Origin of the sequence: Actinomadura sp. GC306 (assembly GCF_004348665.1) — a bacterium.
GTDB lineage: Bacteria > Actinomycetota > Actinomycetes > Streptosporangiales > Streptosporangiaceae > Spirillospora.
The window spans coordinates 1-6,296 of the sequence record NZ_SMKM01000344.1 but is presented as its reverse complement, the minus strand read 5'-3'; the positions used below and the strand labels follow the sequence as shown (position 1 = coordinate 6,296).

General features: G+C 72.9%; 7 protein-coding genes. 6 read left to right on the top strand and 1 reads right to left on the bottom strand.

Annotated features, from left to right (window positions below):
* The 5 genes from E1200_RS30150 to E1200_RS30130 all read left to right on the top strand — a co-directional run.
* Nucleotides 1–962, top strand: a 962-nt coding sequence (locus tag E1200_RS30150; RefSeq protein ID WP_131955497.1) for a sensor histidine kinase, incomplete at its 5' end; no start/stop codon positions are given.
* A gap of 17 nt (nucleotides 963–979) precedes the next feature.
* Nucleotides 980–1,666: a response regulator transcription factor gene (locus E1200_RS30145; protein WP_131955495.1), complete on the top strand. Its 687-nt coding sequence runs from the start codon at nucleotides 980–982 to the stop codon at nucleotides 1,664–1,666.
* A gap of 229 nt (nucleotides 1,667–1,895) precedes the next feature.
* The gene (locus E1200_RS30140) at nucleotides 1,896–2,426 is read left to right on the top strand and encodes a PadR family transcriptional regulator (RefSeq protein WP_131955493.1); all 531 of its coding nucleotides are present in this window, start codon (nucleotides 1,896–1,898) and stop codon (nucleotides 2,424–2,426) included.
* Nucleotides 2,423–3,103 carry an ABC transporter ATP-binding protein gene (locus E1200_RS30135; protein WP_131955491.1) on the top strand — a complete coding sequence of 227 codons (681 nt, stop codon included), beginning with the start codon at nucleotides 2,423–2,425 and terminating at the stop codon, nucleotides 3,101–3,103. The genes E1200_RS30140 and E1200_RS30135 overlap by 4 nt, the downstream gene beginning before the upstream one ends.
* A complete protein-coding gene (locus tag E1200_RS30130; protein ID WP_131955489.1) occupies nucleotides 3,100–4,443 on the top strand; it encodes an FtsX-like permease family protein in 1,344 nt (447 codons plus the stop codon). The genes E1200_RS30135 and E1200_RS30130 overlap by 4 nt, the downstream gene beginning before the upstream one ends.
* 298 nt (nucleotides 4,444–4,741) lie before the next feature.
* On the opposite strand, the gene E1200_RS30125 is transcribed toward E1200_RS30130, so the two are convergent.
* Nucleotides 4,742–5,620, bottom strand: a complete 879-nt coding sequence (locus E1200_RS30125) for an A/G-specific adenine glycosylase (RefSeq protein WP_131955487.1) — start codon at nucleotides 5,618–5,620, stop codon at nucleotides 4,742–4,744.
* A gap of 69 nt (nucleotides 5,621–5,689) precedes the next feature.
* Between E1200_RS30125 and E1200_RS30120 the strand changes: the two genes are divergently transcribed.
* Entirely contained in the window at nucleotides 5,690–6,283 is a 594-nt protein-coding gene (locus tag E1200_RS30120; RefSeq protein ID WP_131955485.1) for a hypothetical protein, read from the top strand.
* Nucleotides 6,284–6,296 lie beyond the last annotated feature (13 nt).

Here is a 6,296-nt window from a genome sequence, read left to right as displayed (position 1 = left end):
GTGGCGGGTGGCGGAATTTCGCTTGGGCGGTCGCGCACGTTGCTGTCGGCTTTTCGTTCGGGCTGGCAGCCCTGGTGTGCCTGGGCAACATCCTGGTGGCTGCGGTCGCGATGGGGGTGTGGTGGGCGTTCCCCGTTGAGGAGCGGCCCACTTTGTTTTCGGTTTTCGATGTGCGTGTGGGTGACTGGACGACGGCGCTGGTCGGGGGGTTAGTGCAGATCGTCGTCCTGGGGGCGGTGGCCTGGTGGGTGCTTCCGGTGTTGGCACGAGCCCATGCGCGGATGTCTTTGGCGCTGCTCGCGCAGTCGGCGCAGGAGCGGCGCCTTGCCGAGCGGGTCGATGTGCTGACCAGAAGCCGGGTGGGCGTGGTGGATGCCCACGGCGCCGAGCTCCAGCGGATCGAACGCGATCTGCACGACGGGACGCAGGCGCGACTGGTGTCCATCGCCATGCAACTGGGCATCGCCCGGGAGTCGCTCGCCGATGATCCCGAGACGGTGGCGACGCTGATCCAGCAGGCGCATGAGACGGCCGAGGAGGCGATGGCCGAGCTCCGCACGGTGCTCCAGACCATCTATCCGCCGATTCTCGCCGACCGCGGGCTCAGCGGGGCGCTGACGGCGCTGGCGGCCCGGTCGAGCGTGCCTGTCCATATCGAGCTCGCCGAGGTGGGCGCGCTCCCGGCGGCCGCGGAGGCGGTGGCGTATTACGTGATCGCGGAGGCGCTGACGAACGTCACCAGGCATGCCGCCGCGACGCGGGCGGACCTCAAGGTCGAGCGGGCCGGTGACGTGCTGTCCGTCGAGGTCATCGACGACGGCAGGGGCGGCGCCGACGAGCGGCGCGGCACCGGGATCACCGGAATGCGGCGGCGGGTCGCCGCCCTGGACGGCACCGTCCGCCTCGACAGCCCGCCGGGCGGCCCCACCACGCTCGCCGTCCGGATTCCGTGCGCACAGTGATCGTCCAGGAGGGTTCGATGCGGGTCGTGATCGCCGAGGACAACGTCCTGCTGTCCAGCGGTCTCGAACTGCTGCTGGAGAAGAAGGGCTGCCAGGTCGTGGCGGTCGTCGGCGACGGTGAGACGTTCCTTGAGGCCGTGGCCGAGCACAGGCCCGACATCGCCATCGTGGACGTGCGGCTGCCCCCGTCCTTCCGCGACGAGGGGATCCACGCGGCGCTGCGGGCCCGCCGCGAGCACGGAGCGCTGCCGATCCTGGTGCTGTCGCAGTACGTCGAGCGCGAGTACGCCGGCGAGCTCCTCTCCGACGGCCGCGGCGGCATCGGCTACCTCCTCAAGGACCGCATCGGCCGGGTAGCCGAATTCGTCGACGCCCTGCGCCGCGTCGCGTCCGGCGGCACCGCCATGGACCCCGAAGTCGTCGCCCAGCTTCTCGCGCACCGCGCCGGTTCCCCGCTGGGGACGCTCACGCCCCGCGAACGGGAGTCGCTCGCCCTCATGGCGCAGGGGCACGACAACGCCACCATCGCCGAGCGGATGCGCATCTCGGACAACGCCGTCCACAAGCACATCGGCAACATCTTCGCCAAGCTCGGCCTGGCCCCGGACGACTCCGGCCACCGCCGCGTACGGGCGGTCCTTGCCTATTTGGACGGTGTGCCCCCGTCGGGAGGGCCGCGCCCTGGGTCCGCGGCCTCGCGCTGAGTGAGGTGACATCGGCCAGGAGGCGCCGGGTCGGTGTTCACCTGGCCTTCCGGTCGACTTGCGGCGTGCGATCCGGCTCGCCGTGACCGCCCGGGGCGAGGTGGACCTGGTCGCAGCGGTGCCGGGGGCCTGAAGGTCGGCGTACCCGCTGAGCTGGATCGATGTTCACCGAAGGTGACCTCAAGATAGCTATTCACTCGGTGTAGACACTGAGTGTATAGTTGCGGGCATGTCCACACCGCTGGTGTTGCTCGCTCTGCTTGCCACGGGGGCCAAGCACGGGTACGAGCTGAAGCGTGAGCACGACGAGCGGCTGCCCGGGGCCAAGCCCCTGCCGTACGGGCAGGTCTACTCGACGCTGCAGCGCCTCGAACGGGACGCGTTCGTGGCCGTCGCCGGGGTCGTCCAGGAGGGCGGGCCCGAGCGCACGCTCTACGAGCTGACCCCGAAGGGCGACGAGAAGCTGCAAGGGTGGCTCGCCGAGACGGAACCGCCCCTGCCCTACGTCGGCGGCGCCCTGTTCGCCCGGGTGATCATGGCGCTGGTGGCGGGGGGTGATGCGCGGGCCGCGCTCGATCGGCAGCGCGCGGCCCACCTGGAGCGGATGCGTGAGCTGACCCGCACCAAGACCGCCCCCGGCACGTCCGCCGCCGCCGTGCTGGCCGCGGACTACGCCCTGTTGCACCTGGACGCCGATTTGCGCTGGATGGAACTGGCCCTGCGCCGCCTGGCCGACCTGACCGAGGAGATCAAACGATGACACCTCTGCTGCAAGCGCGTGATGTGAGCATGTCGTTCGGCCGCACGCGGGCGCTGCGCGGCGCGTCCGTCACCATTGGCGCCGGGGAGATCGTGGCGATCTCCGGGCCGAGCGGGTCGGGCAAGAGCACGCTGCTGCACTGCCTGGCCGGCATCCACGTCCCCGACGACGGCGAGATCCACTACGGCGAGACGCGCCTCGACGAGCTGGACGAGGACTCCCGCACCCGCCTCCGCCGCGAGGCGTTCGGCATCGTCTTCCAGTTCGGCGGGCTGGTGCCGGAGCTGACCGCCGTGGAGAACGTGGCCGTCTCGCTGATGTTCGGCGGGCTCGGCCGCGCGGAGGCGGCCGCGGCCGCGCTGGACTGGCTGGGCCGCCTCGGCGTGGACGACTGCGCGCCCCTGCGCCCCGGCGACCTGTCCGGCGGCCAGGCGCAGCGGGTCGCGATGGCGCGGGCGCTGGCGCACGGGCCGAAGGTCGTCTTCGCCGACGAGCCGACCGGCGCGCTCGACAGCGTCGCCGGGGAGGAGGTGCTCGGGCTGCTGCTCGGGACGGCGCGGGAGCACGGCACCACCATCGTCCTGGTCACCCATGACAACCGGATCGCGGCCTACGCCGACCGCGAGATCGTCGTCCGCGACGGCGCCGTGGCCGAGGCCCCGGTGGTGACCCGATGAGCGGCGGCCGGACGCGCGTGCTGTTCGCCGTCGCCGCGATGCTCGCCCGCGGGACGTCCCGTGCGGAGCGGCGGCGCCGGCGGCTGCTGGTCGCCGGTGCCGCGCTGGCGACGTTCCTCCTGCTCGGCGCGGTGAACCTGCTGCTGATCCGGGGGACGACACAGACCCGGTGGGCGGGGCTGGTGGCCGAGGAGGGACTGCGGCCGGGCACCGCGCTGGCGCTGGCCCTGCTCGTCGTTCCGGTGCTGGCGCTGCTGCACCAGTTCGGCCGCGTCGCCCAGGCCACGCAGGAGCGGCGGCTGGCGGCGCTGCGGCTGGCCGGGGCGACTCCGCGGGACGTCCGGCTCCTCGGTGTGGTGGAGGCCGTCCGCGTCGGCACGGTCGGCGCGCTGATCGGGACCGTCGGCTACGTGGCCGGTCAGCAGGCGGCGATGGCCGCCCTCGGGGTCCGCGATACCGCTCGGTATGCGATCTCGCCGTGGCCGGTGCCGCTCGTCCTGCTCGTGGTGGTGGCCGCGGCGGCGCTGGTCGGGCTGCGGGTGTCCCGCCATGTCGTCGTCTCGCCGCTGAGCGTCGCGCGGCGTGCGTCCCGGCCCGCCCCGTCCCGGTACTCGGTCCTCCCGCTCGCCCTCGGCCTGCCGGTTCTGGTCGCGGCCGGGTTCCTCGGCGACGGGTGGCGGATGTGGCCGTTCGCGCTCGGTGCCGTCCTCGTGATCGCCGGCATCGCGGCGGGCGCCGCCCGCGTCATCCTCGAATCGGCCCGCCTGGCCGGCCGCTGGGCCCGCACCCCCGAGACGCTTCTGGCGGCGCGTGCTCTGGAGGCCGACCCCCGCGCCGGAGGCCGGACCATGGCGGTCGTCGCCCTGGTCGCCGCCTTCGGCACGGCCACGGGCGTCATCACGTGGGACGTGGTGCGGGCCAACTCTGATACCGATCAGTTCTGGGTCGTCAGCCTCGGCCTGACCTACGGGGCGCTGCTGTTCGCGCTGCTCGTGGCGGTCACCGCGCTCGTGGTGCACCGGGCCGAGGGGCTGCTGGAGGGCGGCCGGTCGCTGGCGGCGCTGGCCGCGGCCGGAGCACCGGCGGCGTCGCTGCGCCGGTCCGCCCTGCGCCAGACGCTCATCGCGGCGACCCCGATCTGCGGGATCGGCGCCCTGGCCGCGCTGCTCGGCATGGCCCCCTTCCTCTTCGCGACACCGGACCTGCCGATGATCGCCTGGACGGTCGGGCACGCCCTGCTCATGGTCGCCCTGGCGGTCTCGGCCGCGGCGGCGGTGACGCTCCTGTCGAACCGGCTGCTCACCCGGGCCGCCGCCCCCGCGAACCTCCGCGCCGAATGACCGGGGCGGATGTCGCGGTCGGGATCGACACCGACGGGGTAAAGCACGTCCCGGGCATCTGGCCGGCCCGCACCCCGCCGGAGCCGACCACCGCCGCCGAGGGGCGGTGTCGGCCCCGCCAAGGACACCTGGCTCATCGGCAAACGGCACGGCGCTCCTGCCGGACGACCTCTCGGCCGCACCCGCGCCCGGTGCCGGTGCCCGGGGGCCGCGCCCGGTGCGGGGCCGCGTCTGAGCCAGCAGCCCCGGTGCCAGATACGGCCGCCCGCCGCTTACCGCCGGAGGAGCCGGCACGCGTTCAGGCGGGCAGGGCGTAGCGGCCGTCTTCGAGGGGGTCGACGAGGCCGTCCGCGATGAGGGCGTCCAGGGCGCGTTCGCGTTGGACGGCGTCCGACCAGACGACGTCGAGGGCCGGTTTCCCGACCGGCCCTTCGGCGTCGCGGAGGACGGCGAGGATGCGTCCCCGGCACTGCCGGTCGGTGCCCGCGTACGTCTGGCCGCGGCGCGGCGGCCCGTCGTAAGGGGGACGGCCCGCGAGCCGCCAGGAGCAGTGGTCGAACACCGGGCAGTCGACGCAGCGGGGCGCACGGGCGGTGCAGACGAGCGCACCCAGCTCCATCACCGCGACGGCCCAGCGGGCGGCGGTCGGCGGATCGAGGGGGAGCAGCCCCTCCGCGATCTTGACCTCGGCCTTCGTCTGCGCCTTCGGCGGGTACTCCACGCCCGAGACGAGCCGAGCCAGGACGCGCCGGACGTTGGTGTCGAGCACGGCATGCCGCTGCCCGAACGCGAAACTGGCGACGGCGGCGGCGGTGTAGGAGCCGATCCCGGGCAGCGCGAGGAGGTCGGCGTGCGAGGAGGGCACCTCGCCGCCGTGCCGCTCGACGATGGCGCGGGCGCTCTCGTGCAGGCGCAGCGCACGGCGCGGATAGCCGAGCCGTCCCCACGCGCGGACGGCCTCGCCGGACGGCTCGCCCGCGAGCGCGGCCGGCGTGGGCCAGCGCGCCGTCCAGGCGTGCCAGACGGGCAGGACGCGGGCCACCGGCGTCTGCTGGAGCATGATCTCGCTGACCAGGACACCCCACGGCGTCGCGTCCGGCGCCCGCCAGGGGAGGTCCCGGGCGTTCGCCTCGTACCAGTCGAGGATCGGGGCGGTGTAGGCGGAGTTCGGTTTCATGGCGCGCCGCCATTGTGGCACGCGGCGGGTCGTCCCCTCTTTCCGTATCGCTGATTGCATACTTAACGTATGCGGGGGAACGCGGAAGGTGACCCAAGGGCGTACTGGCGGCGTCGTGCGATCGCCTTGGCCGGGGTTGTAGGGAGCGTTGGACTGCTGGCCTGGGCCTGCACCGGCGGCGGGGACGAGCCGGTCAAGAACGCGGGCGCGGTCGAGAGCGCGAGCCCCCCGCCACCACCGACGGCCATGCCGACGGTCACCGTCACGGTGACCACCACTCCCGAACCGGAACCGGCGAGGGACGGCGGCCCTTGCGACGACAAGGACCTCGTCTTCACCCTGTCGACCCCCAAGAGCACTTTCAACGGCTCCGAACACCCGGATTTCCGGATCACGGTCGTCAACACGGGCAAGGCTTCCTGCGCATTCGACACGGGCTCCCTGGACGTCCGCATAACCTCCGGCTCGGACGACATCTGGTCATCCGCAAAATGCCGTGAAGGCAACCAGCCCAAGAAGACTCTAAAACGCGGCGTCCCCCTAGTAGAAACGATCACCTGGAACCGCAAACGCGGCTGCGGCAACGAAAACACCCGCCCCGGCACCTACGTAGCCGACCTAAAGGACAAGAAGGCCAAAAAGCAGATCTTCCACCTACGCTGACCCGCACCCCGCC

Excerpts from the sequence above, each read along its gene's own strand:
- E1200_RS30130 (WP_131955489.1), top strand. The coding sequence starts at position 3,100 with ATGAGCGGCGGCCGGACGCGCGTGCTGTTCGCCGTCGCCGCGATGCTC.
- E1200_RS30140 (WP_131955493.1), top strand. The coding sequence starts at position 1,896 with ATGTCCACACCGCTGGTGTTGCTCGCTCTGCTTGCCACGGGGGCCAAG.
- E1200_RS30120 (WP_131955485.1), top strand. The coding sequence starts at position 5,690 with ATGCGGGGGAACGCGGAAGGTGACCCAAGGGCGTACTGGCGGCGTCGT.
- E1200_RS30145 (WP_131955495.1), top strand. The coding sequence starts at position 980 with ATGCGGGTCGTGATCGCCGAGGACAACGTCCTGCTGTCCAGCGGTCTC.
- E1200_RS30135 (WP_131955491.1), top strand. The coding sequence starts at position 2,423 with ATGACACCTCTGCTGCAAGCGCGTGATGTGAGCATGTCGTTCGGCCGC.
- E1200_RS30125 (WP_131955487.1), bottom strand. The coding sequence starts at position 5,620 with ATGAAACCGAACTCCGCCTACACCGCCCCGATCCTCGACTGGTACGAG.